Source organism: Marinobacterium stanieri, assembly GCF_900155945.1.
GTDB classification, from domain to species: Bacteria; Pseudomonadota; Gammaproteobacteria; order Pseudomonadales; family Balneatricaceae; genus Marinobacterium; species Marinobacterium stanieri.
Genome location: NZ_FTMN01000005.1, coordinates 300,913 through 319,296, shown reverse-complemented (window position 1 = coordinate 319,296; position 18,384 = coordinate 300,913). Strand labels below are relative to the sequence as shown.

At 58.0% G+C, this 18,384-nt stretch carries 15 protein-coding genes; 6 read left to right on the top strand and 9 right to left on the bottom strand.

The features are described 5' to 3' along the window. Positions 1-6 precede the first annotated feature (6 nt). The 3 genes from BW956_RS13290 (at position 7) to BW956_RS13280 (ending at position 2,369) form a co-directional block, all read left to right on the top strand. Entirely contained in the window at positions 7-546 is a 540-nt protein-coding gene (locus BW956_RS13290; protein WP_217695127.1) for a GbsR/MarR family transcriptional regulator, read from the top strand. Positions 547-624: 78 nt separating this feature from the next. After that, positions 625-1,902 (top strand): SDR family oxidoreductase, encoded by a 1,278-nt coding sequence (locus tag BW956_RS13285; RefSeq protein ID WP_076463142.1) that lies wholly within the window; start codon positions 625-627, stop codon positions 1,900-1,902. After that, positions 1,899-2,369, top strand: coding sequence for a DUF2269 family protein (locus BW956_RS13280; RefSeq protein ID WP_076463141.1), 471 nt, complete (start codon positions 1,899-1,901; stop codon positions 2,367-2,369). The genes BW956_RS13285 and BW956_RS13280 overlap by 4 nt, the downstream gene beginning before the upstream one ends. Positions 2,370-2,375: 6 nt before the next feature. On the opposite strand, the gene BW956_RS13275 is transcribed toward BW956_RS13280, so the two are convergent. After that, positions 2,376-3,290, bottom strand: coding sequence for a LysR substrate-binding domain-containing protein (locus BW956_RS13275; protein ID WP_076463140.1), 915 nt, complete (start codon positions 3,288-3,290; stop codon positions 2,376-2,378). Between the two features lie 162 nt (positions 3,291-3,452). On the opposite strand from BW956_RS13275, the gene BW956_RS13270 reads away from it, so the two are divergent. Next, positions 3,453-4,709, top strand: a complete 1,257-nt coding sequence (locus tag BW956_RS13270) for a M24 family metallopeptidase (protein WP_076463139.1) — start codon at positions 3,453-3,455, stop codon at positions 4,707-4,709. 158 nt (positions 4,710-4,867) lie between these two features. After that, positions 4,868-6,481 (top strand): BCCT family transporter, encoded by a 1,614-nt coding sequence (locus BW956_RS13265; protein ID WP_076463138.1) that lies wholly within the window; start codon positions 4,868-4,870, stop codon positions 6,479-6,481. Positions 6,482-6,532: 51 nt separating this feature from the next. On the opposite strand, the gene eutC is transcribed toward BW956_RS13265, so the two are convergent. From eutC to eat, 5 genes are read right to left on the bottom strand one after another with little or no spacing between them, the layout of a single operon-like run. Beyond that, positions 6,533-7,354, bottom strand: a complete 822-nt coding sequence (eutC, locus tag BW956_RS13260; RefSeq protein ID WP_076463137.1) for an ethanolamine ammonia-lyase subunit EutC — start codon at positions 7,352-7,354, stop codon at positions 6,533-6,535. A 3-nt stretch (positions 7,355-7,357) separates the two neighbouring features. Beyond that, positions 7,358-8,743: an ethanolamine ammonia-lyase subunit EutB gene (locus BW956_RS13255; protein ID WP_076463136.1), complete on the bottom strand. Its 1,386-nt coding sequence runs from the start codon at positions 8,741-8,743 to the stop codon at positions 7,358-7,360. A 5-nt stretch (positions 8,744-8,748) separates the two neighbouring features. Next, positions 8,749-10,083: an aspartate aminotransferase family protein gene (locus tag BW956_RS13250; RefSeq protein WP_076463135.1), complete on the bottom strand. Its 1,335-nt coding sequence runs from the start codon at positions 10,081-10,083 to the stop codon at positions 8,749-8,751. A 17-nt stretch (positions 10,084-10,100) separates the two neighbouring features. Continuing rightward, positions 10,101-11,087 carry a phosphotransferase enzyme family protein gene (locus BW956_RS13245; RefSeq protein ID WP_076463134.1) on the bottom strand — a complete coding sequence of 329 codons (987 nt, stop codon included), beginning with the start codon at positions 11,085-11,087 and terminating at the stop codon, positions 10,101-10,103. Between the two features lie 60 nt (positions 11,088-11,147). Continuing rightward, the gene (gene eat / locus BW956_RS13240; RefSeq protein WP_076463133.1) at positions 11,148-12,617 is read right to left on the bottom strand and encodes an ethanolamine permease; all 1,470 of its coding nucleotides are present in this window, start codon (positions 12,615-12,617) and stop codon (positions 11,148-11,150) included. Positions 12,618-12,786: 169 nt separating this feature from the next. Between eat and BW956_RS13235 the strand changes: the two genes are divergently transcribed. Further along, a complete protein-coding gene (locus BW956_RS13235) occupies positions 12,787-13,797 on the top strand; it encodes a helix-turn-helix domain-containing protein (protein WP_083703065.1) in 1,011 nt (336 codons plus the stop codon). A gap of 62 nt (positions 13,798-13,859) precedes the next feature. Here BW956_RS13235 and BW956_RS22460 read toward each other — a convergent pair whose 3' ends face one another. The 3 genes from BW956_RS22460 to BW956_RS13225 form a co-directional block, all read right to left on the bottom strand. Next, positions 13,860-14,027 (bottom strand): hypothetical protein, encoded by a 168-nt coding sequence (locus tag BW956_RS22460; protein WP_010324802.1) that lies wholly within the window; start codon positions 14,025-14,027, stop codon positions 13,860-13,862. Positions 14,028-14,114: 87 nt separating this feature from the next. Further along, positions 14,115-15,452 carry an ammonium transporter gene (locus BW956_RS13230; RefSeq protein WP_076463132.1) on the bottom strand — a complete coding sequence of 446 codons (1,338 nt, stop codon included), beginning with the start codon at positions 15,450-15,452 and terminating at the stop codon, positions 14,115-14,117. A 386-nt stretch (positions 15,453-15,838) separates the two neighbouring features. Beyond that, positions 15,839-18,157, bottom strand: coding sequence for a DUF1989 domain-containing protein (locus tag BW956_RS13225; protein WP_076463131.1), 2,319 nt, complete (start codon positions 18,155-18,157; stop codon positions 15,839-15,841). Positions 18,158-18,384 lie beyond the last annotated feature (227 nt).

The following is an 18,384-nucleotide window of genomic DNA, read 5'->3' as shown; positions in this document are numbered from 1 at the left end:
AAATAAATGAAAGGCATAGTCATGCAGCTCAGCTCAACCATGCAAACCTTCATTCTTCACTGGGGCGAAATGGGCTCTCGCTGGGGTGTAAACCGTACCGTGGCGCAAATCCATGCCCTGCTCTATCTGGCGGGTGAACCCCTCACAGCCGAAACCATTACCGAGACACTGGGCGTGGCACGTTCCAATGTGAGTACCAGTCTGCGCGAGCTTCAGTCCTGGGGACTGGTGCAGGTGTCACAGAAGCTGGGGGATAGACGCGACTACTTCGCCTCCCAGCAGGATGTCTGGGACATCTTCATGACTATCATGGAAGGCCGGAAACAACGCGAGCTGGACCCGACGCTGACCACCCTGCGCAACTGCTCGGTTGAAGGCAAGGAAGACAGCGAAACACCCGCCGAGGTCCAGGCCCGTATCGACGACACCCTGGAATTTCTGGAGCAGCTGATCGAGTGGTATGGCCAGATGAAGTCGGTCGACCGCAACACACTGATTAAACTGATGAAGCTGGGTGCCCGCGTACAGAGCCTGATGGGCAAGTAAAAAAATTTACCCGTTTATTTCTGTTTTGACAGAAATAACAAAAACCACCACGCAACGGATCTGCATTGGAGGTATCTCATGCGTGTATTGCTGACCGGCGCCACCGGTTTTATTGGCCAACACCTGCACCGCGCATTGCTGGCAGAGGGCCACGAGGTGGTCGCCTGCTCCCGGCGACGCCCTGACCTGCCCTGCCTGGACTTTTTCCCCTGTGATTTTGCACATGACCTGAGCCACGAAGTCTGGCTTTCCCGGCTGAGTGGCGTGGATGCCGTCATTAATGCGGTGGGCATTATTCGGGAAGGCTCGGGCCAACGTTTTAACGCCCTGCATACGCTGGCACCCAAGGCCTTGTTCGGCGCCTGTGCTCAAAAGGGCATCACCCGCGTCATTCAGATTTCGGCACTGGGGGCTGATGAGCAGGCCGAAACCGCCTATCACCTGAGCAAGCGGGAAGCCGATGACTTTCTGGCCAAGCAACCACTGGACTGGCTGATCCTCAGGCCTTCACTGGTGTACGGTCCCGGCTCTACCAGCAGTGAGCTCTTTGCCGGCCTTGCCGCACTGCCACTCACGCCATTGATCGGTGACGGTCAACAGCCAGTGCAGCCGATTCATATCGATGATCTGGTCAAAGCGGTGCTGACCGCTCTGACAAGCAAGTCGCCCTCTCGGCAACGGATCGACTGTGTCGGCCCAAGGGCCCTGAGTTTCCAATACTGGCTCAACGGCTGGCGAAAGTGGCTGGGTAAAGCCACCGCTCCATCAATGCGAGTGCCCTTTAGCCTCGCCCAGTCGGGTGTCCGTGTGTGCGCACCCTTCAGCCGGCTGCCGGTGGATGCAGAAAGCCTGCAGATGCTGCAACGGGGTAATACAGCCCCGGTCGAGCCCTTTACACGGGCATTTGGAATTACGCCTCAGTCCTTTGAGCACAGCATCCAACAGACACCCGCCAGCCCTGCCGAGCGCCAGCAGGCTGGGCTGTTCTTCCTCTGGCCATTGCTGCGCCTGAGCCTGGCTTTCATGTGGATCTGGACCGGGCTGACCTCGGCCCTTTGGTACCCTGTTGATGAGAGCTATCAGATGCTCGGTGCAGTGGGACTGTCAGGTGTCGCCTTGCCCTTCGCCCTCTACACGGCTGCGCTACTGGATACGCTGCTGGGGTTGGCGCTGCTGCTGAATTATCGGCTTCGGCTCGTGCTGCTGACCCAAGTCGCCATGGTGCTCGGGTATAGCCTGATCCTCACCTTTTGCCTGCCCGAATTCTGGCTCCACCCTTTCGGCCCGATCAGTAAAAACCTGCCACTGATAGCCGCCAGTCTGATGCTGTATGTTCGCGAAGGAGACGCACAATGAGTATCTATCTGATCCTGAAATCCGCGCATATCCTCAGCGCTTTTCTGCTGTTCGGCACCGGTCTGGGCAGCGCTTTTTACAAGTACATGAGTTACCGAGGTGGACAGGTTACCGCCATTGCCGAAACCGACCGGCTAGTGGTGCTGGCCGACTGGCTGTTCACCACCCCGACCATTCTGATCCAACCACTAACCGGTCTAGCGATGCTCTGGGTCATAGGCCTGCCCATCACCACACCCTGGGTAATGCTGACCTTCGCTCTCTACCTGCTGGCAGGACTGTGCTGGTTGCCTGTGGTCTGGTTGCAGCTGCGAATGAAGGCACTATCGCGACAAGCCGCTGCCGATAATGCGCCGCTGCCGGACAGCTACCATCGCTACAGCCGCTACTGGTTCTGGCTGGGTGTGCCGGCGTTTTTCGCCATGCTCGCCGTGGTAGGGCTGATGGTGTTCAAACCCTATTTTTGAAGACCATCAGACAGGGGTGAACTTGCGCAGAAAGTCATACACCGCCAGCACCTTGCGACTGAGCGGGCGGGAGTTGTTCAGCGCGATCCAGTAGTTGCGACCGGATTTCATGCTGGTCTTGCCGACCCGCACCAGGTCACCACTGGCAAGCTTGTCATCCAGAAGGTAACGGCTGCCCAGGGCAATGCCCTGGCCCCGCTTGGCGGCGTCGATCAGCATGATGTAGTTGTTGAACAGGCTGCTGACATCCAGCCCGGTCGGGTCGATATCCAGCGCATCCAGCCAGACCTTCCAGTTGATCCAGTTGGGCTCTATCTGCTCGAAATCCAGCAGCTTGTGCGTCAATAACGCCTCGGGGCGGGTACCTTCAAAGGGGTGACGCTGCAGGTAGTCAGGGCTGGTTACCGGGTAGAGTTCTTCCGCAAACAGTAACTCCATCTGCCAGTCGGATCTGAGCCCCGGCTCATAAGCGATGGCAATATTGATCTCTTCGGCAAAGAGGTCTTCGGTGGTGTCTGAGGTGACCACACGGATATTCAATTCCTGCTGCGGATGACGCTGCTGATAGGCGCTGATAGCCGCACCCAGCCAGTAGTGCGACACCGCAGTATTGGCCGCCAGTGTCAGCACGGGCTGGTCATCGGTATCGGTCAGTTCCTCCACCGCCCCGGCCAGATAGTTGAACGAGGCACTGACTTTCTGGTGCAGCTGCTTGCCCATGGAGGTCAGGGCTACCTTGCGACCGGTGCGCTCGAACAACTCACATTCCAGATAGTCTTCCAGGTACTTCACCTGCTTGCTGATGGCCGCCTGGGACACATGCAGTTCTTCCGCTGCGCGGGTGAAGTTCAGTGTCCGCCCAGCGGCTTCAAAGACCAGCAAACTGTTCGGTGAGGGCAAACGATGCCTGAGGCTTTTCATAACCTGTAGTTATCTATTTTGATGAAATATTAACGGATATTCGTTTCAGGTTATCAAAATTATAATCCCTGCTCACTTTAATCGGCATTTTCACCCCTGCTGCTGTCGGCAGCGAGGCGGTTTTCGGGTGTCGGTGATTCTATCTGTTGGTGAGTTTGATTAATGACTGTTCTCGATTGGCACTCTGAACGTTCCGACCTGTCTGGCCTGCAATTGCTGGATCAGGCGCCCGAAAGCGCGGGTATCGACCTCAAGGCCGTACGCCAGTATCGCCTGGGCCGTGTACGCGGAGAAATGGCGAAACGCGATATTGATGCCATGATCATTTCCGATCCGGTCAATATCCGTTACACCTGCGGTGCCCGCAACATGCAGGTGTTCTGCTCCCGCAACACGCCTTCGCGGTATCTGCTGGTGACGCCCGCCAAAACCATCCTGTTTGAATTCACCGGCTGCGCTCATCTGGGCGAAGGTTTTGAAACCATCGATGAGGTGCGCGCATCCTCGACGGCCAGCTTTGTCGCCGCCGGCCAGGATATTCACAACCGTGAACGTACCTGGGCCAAAGAGATGGGTGAGCTGATCACCTCGCTGACCGGAAAGCGTGCCCGCCTCGGTCTGGAGCGCATGAACGCCGGCACCGCCATCGCCATGGCCGAGCTGGGGTTTGATATTGTCGATGCCCAGGAGCCAATCGAGATGGCGCGGGCAATCAAATCCGATGAAGAACTGAAGTGCGTAATCGCTTCACTGCGCATGACCGAACGCGCCGTCGGCAAAATGCGCGAAGCGATTCGCCCCGGTATCACGGAAAACGAACTCTGGTCGGTGCTGCACCAATCCGTCATTGCCGGCAACGGCGATTACTGCGAAACACGCCTGCTCAGTTCAGGTGCCCGCACCAACCCCTGGTTTCAGGAGTGTGCCACCAAGATGATCGGCGAAAACGAGCTGATCGCGCTGGATACGGATGTGGTGGGCTGCCACGGCTACTACTCCGACTTCTCCCGCACCTTCCACGCGGGGCCAGGCAAGCCTTCGGAAGCGCAGCGCACGCTGTACAAGCTGGCCTACGAACAGGTGCAGCACAACATCGGCATCATCCGCCCCGGCATGACCTTCAAGGAGTATTCCGACAAGGCCTGGAATATCCCTCAGCAGTACCACGCCAACCGTTATTACCTGTCGGCCCACGGCGTTGGCATGACCGGCGAATACCCCTATCTCTATCACCATGCCGACTATGTGGATGCCGGCTATGACGGCGAGATCCTGCCCGGCATGACGCTCTGTGTCGAAAGCTATATCGGCGCCGAGGGTCAGGGTGAAGGGGTCAAGCTGGAAGACCAGCTGCTGGTCACTGACACCGGTATCGAAGTGCTGTCACGTTTCCCCTTCGAGGACGAACTGCTGCGCTAGCCCAGACACTGCTATTACGGACGTAACGGACAGGGAAGGTTCGTTACGGTTTCATCAACCGGCTCACAGGAGGCTGTTATCCTTCCATACACCATCACGTCCAACCTTTTCGCGGTGCTTCACGACTGCTCCCATTCCAATCGTACGGGAGAGCAGCCATGAGTCACTCCAACAGCATGCAGATCGGACTGTCCAAAGCCGGTTTCTATGCCGGCCTCAATCCCTTCGTCACGCTGGCCAGTAAAGCCATCATCGCCCTGATTGTGCTTTACGCCGTTGTGTTTCCGGAAGCAGCCGTAGGTACCCTGAGTGACCTCAACGGGCTGCTGCTGAAAACATTCAACACCTACTATATCTACGCCGTGGCGTTGTTTCTGATGTTCTGCTTCGGCCTTGCTCTGAGCCGCTTTGGCAAGGTGCGCCTGGGCCGGGATGATGAATCACCGGAGTTCAGCTTTTTCTCCTGGTTCGCCATGATGTTCAGCGCCGGCATGGGCATCGGCCTGATGTTCTACTCCATCGGCGAGCCGCTGTATCACTTCCAGTCCAACCCGGCTCTGATCCAGTCCGGTCAGGAAGGCGGCACCGCTGCTGCCGTCCCCAGCGCCATGCGCTACACCCTGCTGCACTGGGGCCTGCACGCCTGGGCTGTCTATGTCTCCGCCGGCTTGTGCATGGCCTACTTTGCCTTCCGCAAGGGGCTGCCACTGACGATTCGCTCTACCCTGCACCCGTTGTTCGGCGACAAGCTGAACGGCCCGCTGGGGCATGTGATTGATATCCTGGCGGTCGTGGCTACCACGCTGGGTGTCGCCACCACCATGGGCGCTGGTGTTACCCAGCTGGTCGCCGGTGTGGAGTTTATTGCCAACACCGGCGTGCTGCTCGATGCCGAGGGTGCCCCGACGGCAACCGCACTGATCATCACCCTGTTGCTGGTGATGCTGCTTTCCACCGTATCGGCCCTGACCGGCGTGACCCGTGGTGTGAAGTGGCTCAGCCAGGTGAACATCTACCTTTCCATCGGCTTGCTGGCGTTTTTCATGCTGGCCGGTTCCAGCCTGTACAGTGCCGCCCTGTTCGGCACCAGTGTGATGGACTACACCCTGAATCTGATACCGCTGACCTTCTCGGTGTGGGACAGCAGCACCGAACTGGGTGCCTGGCAAACCGGCTGGACCATCCTGTACTGGGCCTGGTGGATCGCCTTTGCCCCCTTCGTGGGACTGTTCCTGGCGCGGATTTCCCGTGGCCGTACCATCCGTGAATTCATCGTCGGCTGTATTCTGGTACCGAGCCTGATCTGCTTTGTCTGGATGTCTTTCCTCGGCGGCACCGGGCTGGATCTGGAACTGAACGGCCAGGCCGGCGGTGCCATTGCCCAGGCCGCCAGCGACAACATCGCCTCGGTGCTGTTCGTCACCATCGATCTGCTCGATTCCGGTGTGGTCGCACAGGTGGTGAAGATGGCATCCATCCTGCTGATCATCACCTACCTGGTGACCTCAGCCGACTCGGGCGTACTGGTGTTGAACACTATTATGGCCGGCGGTAACAGCGATGCCCTGGCCAAACACCGGGTGATCTGGGGTGTCATTCTGACGCTGATGGTCGGTTCTCTGCTGTTGGCCGGCGGCCTGGGTGCGATTCAGAAAGCGATGATGATCGGCGCCCTGCCGTTCTCGCTGGTGATGATCCTGATGTGCGTATCCATGCTCAAGTCGCTGCTGCAGACTGAGCGCGGTAATCAGCCGGTTGCCCAACCGGCCTGATGAACAGGCTGACCGGAGCACTCCCGCTCCGGTCAGCTTCAGGCCGATGCGTTATTCCAGCAGGAAATTACGACGCCCTTCCCCGTCCAGCGCCTCGGCATCGCCGGACTCGTCTTTCAAATCCACACCCGAGAGTTTGCGCTTGAGCGATTCCATCACCAGCCACATCAGTCGGTCTGCCGCATCTTCCGGCGAAATACCGGCCGGACGTACATTGGAGATGCAGTTGCGCGCCGCATCGGTCAGCCCCACACGCGGGCTGTAGGTGTAGTAGATACCCAGACTGTCGGGGGAACTCAGCCCTGGTCGTTCGCCTACCAGCAGAATCACCACACGGCTATCCAGCAACTCGCCCACTTCATCACCCACGGCCACCCGTCCCTGCTGCACAATGCAGACCGGCGTGCGGGTCAGTCCTTCGGCTTCAAGGCGCTGGTCAATTGCGGCGGCAACCCGGGCTGCATGACGCTGCACCGCGGTGGACGACAAACCATCCGCAATCACAATGCAGGCATCTGCCGGAACCTGCTGGGCACCGAACTGCTTCAGCGCTGCAGCCGAATCCGCATCCAGACGACGGCCCTTGTCAGGGCGCTGCAAATAGGTCGCGCGGTCCTGCGCCTGGCTGTGCAAACGTAGACTCTGCAGCCCGGCAGCTGCCAGATCCGACTCCAGTTGGGTCAGGTCCAGCGGAATATGCACCGCATCGCGGGCACGGGCATGCGCCTGCTGGAATTCCAGTTGGGGCTCGGTCGGCAGGCTGATGCCGCTCCGTCCCAGGCCAATGCGGGCATCGGTATGCCGACGCAGGCTGGCCCAGCTGTTTGAGGTCACAAACGCATGAGTATCCACAGATTTTTTATCCACCGGCATACCTCACAATCTGTCCTGAAGATGAGCAAAAGGCGGGGGCAGGGTTGAACCGCTGGCGAGGCGGTTGTCGGTTCCGAAGATACCCATTTTCTCCAGCCAGGCCGCAAACTCCGGTGCCGGCGGCTTGTTCAGTACCTCACGCACATAGAGCGCATCGTGGAAGGAGGTGGTCTGGTAGTTGAGCATGATGTCGTCGGAGCCGGGAATGCCCATGATGAAGTTGATCCCCGCCACACCCAGCTGGGTCAGCAGCATGTCCATATCATCCTGATCCGCTTCGGCGTGATTGGTGTAGCAGATATCACAGCCCATCGGCAGTCCCAGCAGCTTGCCGCAGAAATGGTCTTCCAGACCGGCACGAATAATCTGTTTGCCGTCATACAGGTACTCAGGGCCGATAAAGCCGACCACGGTGTTGACCAGCAACGGATCAAACCGGCGCGCCACCGCATAGGCGCGGGTTTCACAGGTTTGCTGATCGACGCCATGATGGGCATTGGCCGATAGTGCACTGCCCTGCCCGGTCTCGAAATACATCACGTTCTGGCCCACAGTGCCGCGCCCCAGCTCCAGCGCTGCCTTGTGCGCTTCATCCAGAATGGACAGGCTGATGCCGAAACTGTCGTTGGCCGCCTGAGTGCCGGCGATCGACTGGAACACCAGGTCTACCGGCGCACCACGGTTGATCGCTTCCAGATGGGTCGTCACATGGGTCAGTACACAGGACTGTGTCGGAATCTCATAGCGCTGAATCACCTCATCAAGCAGGTTCATCAGACGGGTTACCGCATGGTAGTTGTCGGTGGCCGGGTTGATGCCGATCACCGCATCACCATTGGCGTAGAGCAGACCATCCAGCACGACAGCGGCAACTCCCGCAGGGTCGTCGGTGGGATGGTTGGGCTGCAAACGGGTAGACATACGCCCTCGCAAACCGATGGTATTGCGGAACCGGGTGACCACCTCGGTTTTCTGCGCCACCAGAATCAGGTCCTGAATCCGCATGATTTTGGACACCGCCGCCACCATTTCCGGCGTCAGACCCGGCGCCAACGCTTTTAAAGCCTCGGTGCTGGCGAGCTCCGACAGCAGCCAATTGCGAAAATCACCCACCGTCAGATGCGAGACGGGGGCAAAAGCCTCGGCATCATGACTATCGAGGATCAACCGGGTCACTTCGTCCTGCTCGTAAGGGATCAGTGCCTCATTCAGAAAACGCTTCAGCGGCACCTCGGCCAGACATTGCTGCGCCGCTACTCGCTCGCTGGCGTTCTCCGCCGCGACACCGGCCAGGCAATCACCGGATCTAAGCGGTGTTGCCTTGGCCATCAGGGTTTTCAGATCCGCAAAGGTATAGCGTGTCTGGCCAATATCGATTTGATAGCTCATTCAACTCACCCCGCAGTGGCCTTGATCGATTGCTGCAAACGTTCCAGGAACAGATCCGCTTCGGCTCGGCCAAAGCACAGGGGCGGACGAATTTTCAGCGTACTGCCCGACTTGCCGGCGGCGCCGATCAGTACGCCGTTACGTTTAAGTTCATTGATTACAGCTGTGGTCCGCACCGGGTCCGGCGCGCCTGCCTGCGTCGGGTCGCACAGGTCCAGTCCGATAAACAGACCGGCACCACGCACATCGGCCACTTCGTCATAACTGGACTTAAGGCCGGTCAGCTGCTGTTTCAGGTATTCCCCCTGACTGGCCGCGTTAGCCATCAGCTGTTCCTCTTCCAGTACATTGAGCACCGCAGTACCAGCCGCAACGGCGACGGTAGAGCCGCCAAAGGTGTTGAAATAGCCCACATCGCTATTAAGCGCTGCCAGCAACTCTTCACGCGCTACCAATCCGGCCATGGGGAAACCGTTGCCCATGGGTTTGCCCATGGTGACCACATCAGGCGTAACCTGATGCCGTTCAAAGCCCCACATGCCTGAACCCGTGCGGCCAAAGCCCGGCTGGACCTCATCCGCGATGAACAGCATGCCCTCGGCCTGCAGCCATTCCACGGCCGGTTTCAGAAATGCAGCCGGATCAGCATAGACACCATCGCTGGAGAAAATGGAATCCACCAGCAGCGCCGCACAGCCATGCCCCAACGCATTGAGCTGCTCTACGCCGGTGCGTACCTGATCCGCGAACCAGGCGGCAGGGTCAGCCTGCGCGGGCATCTGTGAAATCGGGATGATATGGACAAAGTCCGGCGGCATACCCTGCTTGTAGGATGAAGGCGAAACCTCGGTTACGGCAGACGTATTGCCGTGATAGGCCGCCTCGGTGACGATAATACCCTGACGGCCGGTCCAGCGGCGTGCCAGACGCAGGGCCATATCGTTACTTTCACTGCCGGTACACATCATCACCAGACGATTCAGCGGTGCGGGCAGCGTCGCCAACAAACGCTCGGAGTAGGTATGGATGCCTTCATGCAGATAGCGGGTGTGCACATTCAGCGTGCCCATCTGTTCGGCTACCGCCTGCACCACTTTCGGGTGGCAGTGGCCGATTGAGGGCACGTTGTTATACACATCCAGATAGCGACGGCCCTGATCGTCGAACAACCAGACACCCTCACCACGCACGATATGCAACGGCTCCTCGTAGAACAGCATGGAGGTCGGGCCAACGGTTTCCAGACGCTTGCGCACCAGCGCACCGATGCGCGCGTCGGCCTGGTCGATACTGTCCATGTTGAAGGCGTTCTGATCCAGAATGCCACGAATCTTGCTCATCTCTGTCTCCTTTCGCCTCAGGGGCGTCCTTGCAGATAGACGCGGGCCAGCTGCGCCGTGCCCTCGGCATAGCCATCGATCAACTCCTGCGCCGCTTCACTGTCCGCATGAGAAGCCAGCCAGGCTGTCAGCATGATGCGTCGGATCATGACGAAGGTTTCCAGCAAGGCTTCATCCTCGTCGGAGAACTCAGCTACAGAGCGGTAGCCTTTGACCCAGGCTTCGCGCAGTTGGGGGATGATCGGATCAAGCTCGTAAAAGCTGATTGCTGCGGCGAAATCATAGGCATACCAGCAGAAACCACTGTCATCAAAATCGATAATCGACATTCGATCACCATCCACCAGCAGATTGGCCAGGCGCAGGTCTGCGTGCACCAGCCCGTAGCGATCATCGCCCAGCCCATAAGCCTCGATTTCACGCTCGATATGCCCGATGGCCTGATTAATGACCGCTTCATCATCGGCGCTCAGACCCGGTGCGTCGCGCCAGTCACCCCAGAGGCCATCCGGTGCAATCATGGTATCCAGCGTCCAGCGCTTTCGCATGAACCAGTCCGGCGGCTGCCAGTCACGGCTGTGCTGATGCAGGGTGGCGGTCACAGCTCCCAGCTTTTCAAACCAGTTGGGCAGGCTTTGCCCCACATCCGGCTCGGCACCGCTGACATGCTCAAACCCCACCACAAAAAACTCGCGCCCGTCGGCCTTGATACTCACCACTGGCGATCCATGCGTGGTTTCAATCGGGGCCGGTGTTTCGATCTGACCCGAGGTGCGCAGGTCCGAGATCCAGGCCAGCTCGGATTCGATCTCCTGCTGCTCGTGATAATCCGGGCGGTGCACGCGGATAATTATTTTCCGATCCGTATGACAATCATGCGAAATGAAGGTGGCATTCTCCGAGGTGGTCAGCAGATCGACCCGCGCGTCGGTGGGCATGCGCCAGTAGTTCAGACACTGTCCCAGTTCCATCTTGAGAGTATTCACCAGAGTATCGGTATACATCTGATCATCTCCTGTCAGTTCTCATTTCAAGACCCGCACCCTTGAGTGCGGGCAACCGGTTCAGGCGCGCGGGGTTTCGGCCTGCAGCGATACAGTCGGTTCTTCGGTGCTGGTGTTCGCCTCAGCATCCATCTCATCCAGATCATGTTCAGCATCCAGAATCAGTGCCAATTCCTCATCGGCCGACTTGGCCACCAGGTGGCGCTTGCCGTAGGCGAAGAAGTAGATGGCACCGATCACGAACAGGATCAGGGTGTAGTTGAAGGCACGGGGATCGAACGCGTAGACACCGGTCATGGCGACCAAAGACAGTATCAGCGCGATGGACGAGGTCAGGATGCCACCCGGTGTTTTGTAAGGACGTTTCAGTTCCGGACGACGCAGACGCAGCAGGATGTGGCTCAATGACATCAGGGCATAGGAGATGGTGGCACCTACGACCGCCATGCCCAGCATGAGATCACCTTCACCGGTCAGGGACGCTGCAAAGCCGAATACGCCCGGTACGATCAGCGCCCAGGTCGGTGCCTTGCGTTTGCTGGTCAGGGACAGGAACTTCGGCAGATAACCGGCACGCGACAGGGCGAACACCAGACGGCTGTAGCCATAGATAACCGAGAAGAAAGAAGCGATCAGACCTGCCAGACCCAATACGTTGATTGCGGTGGCCAGCTCGCCACTGCCGGTTGCCTTGAGTGCATCCACCAGGGGTACGCCACTGGCGCTGATTACATCAGCACCGGCCGCACCGGCCAGCAGGAACATCACCAACGCAGCGGTAAACAGCAGGAAAATCATGGCACCGATGATGCCTTTGGGCACATCACGGGCCGGATTACGGGCTTCTTCAGCCGCCAACGGAACCCCTTCAACCGCCAGGAACAGCCACATGGCAAACGGCAGAGCCGCCCAAACGCCGTACCAGCCAAACGGCAGAATCTCGCTGGCACCCGCGGCTTCGGTCGGCGCAATGTTGAACAGGTTAGCGGTTTCGAAATCGCCGATCAGGGCAACTGCCGTGGCCAGAATGGCAACCACCGCCAGGCCACTGATAATCATCATGGTCTTCAGCGCCTCACCCACACCGGCCAGATGGATACCGATGAAGATGGCATAGAACACGGCGTAGACCAGCGGGCCGTTGATGCCCAACAGCTCTTCCACCGCTGCGCCAATAAAGATCACGATGGCCGCCGGGGCCAGTGCATATTCAATCAACACCGCCAGGCCGGTCAGATAGCCACCCGTGGTGCCCATGGTCTGACGGGCAAAACTGTAGCCACCGCCCGCCGCAGGAATCGCTGCCGACATTTCAGCCAGTGAGAGCACCAGCGCGAAGTACATGGTGGCCATCAGTGCTGCGGCGATAGCGAAGCCACCCCAACCCGCTTCCGCCAAACCAAAGTTCCAGCCGGCGAAGTCGCCGGAGATCACATAGGACACCCCAAGGCCTGCCAGCAGGACCCAGCCTGCCGTACCTTTCTTGAGCTGGCGCTTGGCCAGATAGTCCTGATCGATTGTATTTGCCATGAGCATTCTCCAGATCGATAACCAAGGTTTTCAGTTCTCGTATGCCCATTCCCTTTCGCTGCCTCCCAACGAAAGGGAATGGAAATTGCTAGCTCATTCAGACTAACGAGAGCCTGCAAACGGCGGTTATCGAAAATTGGCAAACCTGTTCCGAAGCGAGAGTGAAGCAATGCTGCAGACTTGGCAGAACGCCGAAACGGCGTCCATACTGGATCGAAAAAATAAGAACGAGGCCAAGGTGCACCAAAAACAACAACAGGCACCACAGCGGTGCGTGTCCGTTTCGGACGATATCAATGAGCAGGCCTTCAACCTGACCGACTGGGATCAGGAATATAACCAGTACAGCGCAGGTCGCTTTGAAGGTCGTGTCGATGAGTGTCAGTTTGCAGGCGTACAGCTGATCAACGAATTCACCAACCAGAGCCTGCACCAGCATTGTCTGGTCTGGCCTGAATCCTTCTGGATCGGCATTCCGGATAAGCGGGAAGAGCTCCGTATCAATGGCCAGGCGATCGAACAGCATGACCTGCTCTGGCGACACGGCAATACTCCATTCGAGCTGGTCACCCCAGCCGACTGCAATATCCTCAGCATTGTGGTGCAGCGTGAGGAGCTCTTTGGGTTGGCCGAACGTCAGGGTATCGAATTGAACCTGGACGCAAGCAATACCAATCCACGCCTGTGTGGCAGCGCCCGGCAGCTGGAAGAACTGACCTTGCTGGTATCCCGAATCCTTGCTGCAGGGTCGGATATGGACACCGATATTCACAAGGACCTGCTGGTTCAGCAACTGTTGCACCTGCTGGGTAACGCCGAGATCAACGAAAGCGTGATTCCAAGCTATCGCCACCGCAAGGCGGTGGTTGATCGCGTCCGAGACTATCTGCATACCGCCGGCGACCTTCCCGTCACCATCACATCGCTTTGTGAACTGGCCTGTGTCAGCCGCAGGACTCTGCAATACAGTTTTGAAAGCATCCTGGGCATCAGCCCTGTCCAGTTCCTGCGTGCTACTCGCCTGAACCGGGTTAGACGCAAACTGCTGTCCTGCCATGACACCTCCATTGCAGATGCGGCTGCCAGCCAGGGCTTTTACCACCTGAGCCAATTTGCTACCGACTACAAGCGGCTGTTTGGCGAACGGCCTTCAGACACAATTAAACGTCTGCCTCACTGACTCCCAAGTACTTTCGCTGCAAACACCAAAGAGCCGGCAAACTGCCGGCTCTTTGGTTCCTTTTACTGATGCTTATCGAAGGATTCCTTCTCATGTTTCATGATGCTGGCATTGAGAAAGAGATAGATCCCCACTGCAGCTGCCAGGCTGATGGCAATGCCCATTGGGCTATCTGAGAAGGTGAAGTACGCGGCTACGTTTTCCCAGCTGGTGATTGGACTTGAAAACATGCTGTGCTCCTCGGTGCCTTGGGCACCTGTCTTAAGGTATCGAACATGAAGGTGGCGCCACCTCGGCAGCGCCACTTCGTTTCAGAATCAGACCAGTTGTTTTTCCTGACCCGGTTCCAGAGTGTTTTCCACAATTGCCTGCGCCGGCAGTGATTCCGGGTAGGGTTTGGCCGGAATTTCGACCAGGTCCAGACCCAGCGCTTCCACATGCGGCGGTACGCGCAGTGCGTTCAGTTTCTTCAGCACGTAGGAGATACCCCAGCCCGGAATGAAGCCGGTCAGGGCCATGACGATGGCACCGATCAGCTGTCCGCTGAGGGTGATGTCAGGCAGGTCACCCACGTTCGGGTAGGCCGATGCAAAGACACCCACCATGATCACGCCGTAGACGCCGCAGAAACCATGTACGGCAACCGCACCTACAGCATCGTCGACACCCATTTTCTCGATCATGCGACCGACGATCGGCATCAGTGCACCACCGCTGGCGGCGATGACGAAGGTCAGGCCCGGGTAGTACAGATCCAGACCCGCAGCCACGGTGATGATGCCGGCCAGACCACCGGACATGGTCCAGAAAGGCTCACGGGAGGTCAGGTAGGCACCCACAACACCGCCGGCGAAGCCCATCAGGGTATTGAAGCCGAAGGCGGACAAGTTGGTCGGGTTACCGTAGATGGTGGTCCAGCCGGTTTCACCGCCGTTGAAGATGATGCAGCCACCGAGGAAGCCGAAGAAGCCTACAATGATCATCATCAGGCCGATCAGGGCCATCGGCAGGCTGTGCGGCGGAATGTACATGGCCACGCCGTCCTTGAACTTGCCGACACGAGCGCCCAGGTTCATCAATACGCCCAGCGCGAAGAAACCTGCTACGGCATGCACAACACCGGATGCACCCACATCGTGGTAGCCCAGTTCGGTCAGCAGCCAGCCGTCCGGGTGCCAGCCCCAGGCGCCCGCCAGAATCCATACGGCAGAACCAAGGATTGCAGCCAGAATCAGGAAGGCGCTCAAACGGATACGTTCAATCACGGCACCGGACAAAATCGAGCCGGTGGTCGCACCAAACAGCGCGAAAGCGGCAAAGAAGATACCGGTACCCATATCCTGCACATCCGGTCCCATGCTCAGGCTCCAGGGCAGTGCAGCAGAAGCGTCAATCGGAATCAGGCCATTCGGGAAGGCGTTATAGATCCACCAACCGAAGAAGTAGAAGGTCGGGATAATCACCGACAGGGTCAGGATGTTTTTCATCCCGGAGGTAAGCGCGTTCTTGACGCGCGAGGCGCCAATTTCGTAAGCAAGAAATCCGGCGTGGATCATGAACATGATGGCGGTACACCACCAGTAGAACACTTCCACATTCATTGCCTGGTGCATCTCGAATGTCGCCTTGAGCGACTCCACGGTTTCCACAGTCATAGGCTTGTCCTCATCTGCGCGGAAATGCTCCGCTTTTTATTATGCTGCATCGCAGCATTTAAGCCCGAGCATCCTTGCCCTTCAGTGATATTTATTTCCTGATAAGAAAAAGCAAAGCTTATGCCAATGCCTGTTTATAACTTACGATTTATCCAGATGTAATTCATAATATATTGTTTTTATTGAACTATTTTTAGATTAAAAAATATACAGACGCGTTCTAATCAAACCCTGTCACCTTGTGAATAATTGATCGTGCTTTATGTAGGGGCTTTTTTGTGCGCATGCGTTCTTTTACGGTGCATAACAGCGGCTCCAGGCATAAAAAAAGCGCCCTGAAAAGGCGCTTTTTTAGTTGAGAACGGACGGTTTTTGGGCCGACGGAGTCAGCTTCTCACTTTGATCCGTTCGGGGTCATGAAACGGCAGTGCCTGAACAGCGGCTGGCAAGCGTTTCTGCAAACCATCCAGCTGCCCGACTTCCAGCTCCGTTCCGGGGGCTGACCAGTCAGGTTGCACCCGGCACAGCGCAATCATTTTGCCCATCAGTGGCGAGGGTGTTGCGCTGGTAATTTGCCCTACCGGCATACGCCCATCGTAGACAATGTCTCCATGATGCACAGGCTCATTGCCTTCCAGCACAAGACCAACCAGTTTGTGCCGACTTTCCGGTGCCTGCCGCTGCAGGGCCGTCCGCCCGCTGAAATCCTCTTCCTTGGTTTTCATCGGCACGGTAAAGCCGATACCGGCTTCATAGGGGTTGGTCTGGTTACAGAATTCATGGTCTGCAAAGATCAGCCCCGCTTCGATACGCAGCATATCCAGCGCATCAAAACCCAAAGGTGCCAGACCATAATCCTGCCCGGCCTCCCAGATCGCATCCCAGAGTTCAGTGCCGTCATCCGGGTGACACCAGACTTCAAAGCCCAGCTCGCCGGTATAACCGGTCCGCGACACCATCAGCGGAATCCCTTCCGGCCCCCCCAGGCGGCCAACCGTGAAATGGAACCACTTCAGCTCGCTGACGGGGGTACGTGTTTCCGGCTGCCAGATCAGCTGTTTCAGCAGCTCCCGGCTATTCGGACCCTGCACAGCGAGGTTATGCAGTTGATCCGTGGACTCACGAATACTGACCTGGTCGCCTCTCTGGGCAGCCAACTCCCGCAGCCAGGTACCGCTCCAGGGATCACCGCACACCCAACGGAATGCCTGCTCACTGATACGGAACAGGGTACCGTCATCCACCATACCGCCGGTTTCAAAGCAGGCCGCAGAGTAGACAATCTCTCCCACCGCCAGACGGCGGACGTTACGCGTCAGTGCATATTGCAGCAGCGCTTCGGCATCCGGCCCCAGGATCTCAAATTTTCGCAGCGGCGACAGGTCCATTACCGCGACCTTCTCGCGACAGGCCAGATACTCGGCACGAGCGCCCCAGCCTTCAAACTCGGTGGGTACCCAGTAGCCACGGTATTCAGCGAAGTGGCGCGTCAATTTTGACGTGCGGCTGTGGAAAGCGGTTTGCAGGGTCATACGCGGCAACTCCTCGGGCACCACACGATGGGCAATGGCGCGCTCAAACTGGTTTTCCGCGCCATACACGCGGACATGAATATCGGTGGGGGCCCAGCCGTTGGCCGGGTCGATGTCGTCCGGACAGGCTGAAGAAGCACAGATCAGGTCGCGGTTTGCCCGCAGCAATACATAATCACCGGGACGGGACCAGGGCTCATCCATGCCGACCGTGCCACAGGGTTCGATCAGAGTGTTGAAGAAGAAATTGATGGCAGGCCAGCCGGCACGCGGCTTAACGCCATAGTCTTTCAGGGCCCGGTTGAAATTATCCGTGCAGCTGACATGGCCGAAGTAGCCTTCGTCTTCATAGTATTTCGGTGTGCAGGCCAGCAGAAAGCTGTCATGGCGGCCCACAGTGTCCTGCACCAGTTCCAGCATCGGCTGCAGGCGGCTGTCGGCAAAACGGGAATAGAGCCCTGGCTGGGGCAGTGCCTGACCGGCCAGAGTACGCGTCGCCACGGCATCCAGCGTCACCTCTTCACCCTGTTCCAGGGCCGCCTCATCAAAGGCGATAAAATCGGAGCACTGTTTGCCGGCCACATCGATAATCTGGATCCACTCACCTGCCTTGACCCGGTACACGCGCGCACTGCTGTGCGGAATATGCAGGTCCTGAACCGGCTGCGCCAGCGGCTCAGGCAGTTCCGGCGTGCGCTCCGGCAGATAGTGAATGCTGATATCCAGCTCCGACACGGTCAGCTGCTCATCCGGGCGCATATCCAGACCCGGCGCGATCAAAACCAGACTGACCGGGCCACTACGTTCACTGGCTGTAATCACACAAGGCAACTCATCCGGCGCAAGGTGCACGGCAGCCGAGAGCTGATGCGGATCGACGCTGAACCCTTTGAGCTGCTGTAACAGACGCTGGGCGGAGGGTCTGCCAGCCTCAAGCTGTGCCTGAGTCACTGTCGCTCCCGCCTGATATCCATTCAGCTCAAGCGCATCAACGGCCGACTGCCCCTTGGCATCAAACGCCAGTATTTCGCAGCACTGGCCGGCGTCAGCCCCTTGAATGCAGACCTCTTCCCCCGGCATCAACACCAGCTGTATTGCCTGCTGGGCTCGAAGGCGGCGGCGCACACCGGCCGCCAGCCCTCCACCCAGCAGGTCATTCATTTGCATATTCATAACACCACTCCCGGTAAATGCCTTACCTGGCTGTACATGCATCAATTGCGTGCATGCTCGGGGCCCATTGCCCTGTTTTGCGGCTCGCATGACGGGTCCGTAAACCCATGTATGAGCCGCTACTCTTGGTAAAAATTCTTTACTTACAGGAATTAATGGGCAATGCGTCAAAGGAGCTACCCCTGCAGGGGTAATCCATCTGTTGCTGGCATGATGTGTGCATTTAG